Consider the following 204-nt stretch of genomic DNA (forward strand, 5'->3'; position numbering starts at 1 on the left):
ATGATCAGGTGGTAGCCGATGAACAGTGCCGCCAGGGTCATGATGAACAGCGGCAGGAAGCCACCGGTGTTGAAGTACCAGACCAGACACAGCAGCGACAAGCCAGCCGCCGCGGCGTTCAGGATGTGACCGCCGGGCAGTTTTGTCGCCGACGTATCCACGCGCCCCGCCAGCTTACCGTAGGCGATGACCGACCCAGTAAAG

General features: G+C 61.8%; 1 protein-coding gene. It reads right to left on the reverse strand.

From position 1 onward, the window contains the following. Nucleotides 1-204 (reverse strand): NAD(P)(+) transhydrogenase (Re/Si-specific) subunit beta (locus B3849_RS01965; RefSeq protein ID WP_286779744.1); only part of this gene is annotated, 204 nt, incomplete at both ends.

This window comes from Sulfitobacter sp. UBA4523, from assembly GCF_002388305.1.
In the GTDB taxonomy this organism is placed as follows: Bacteria; Pseudomonadota; Alphaproteobacteria; order Rhodobacterales; family Rhodobacteraceae; genus Sulfitobacter; species Sulfitobacter pontiacus.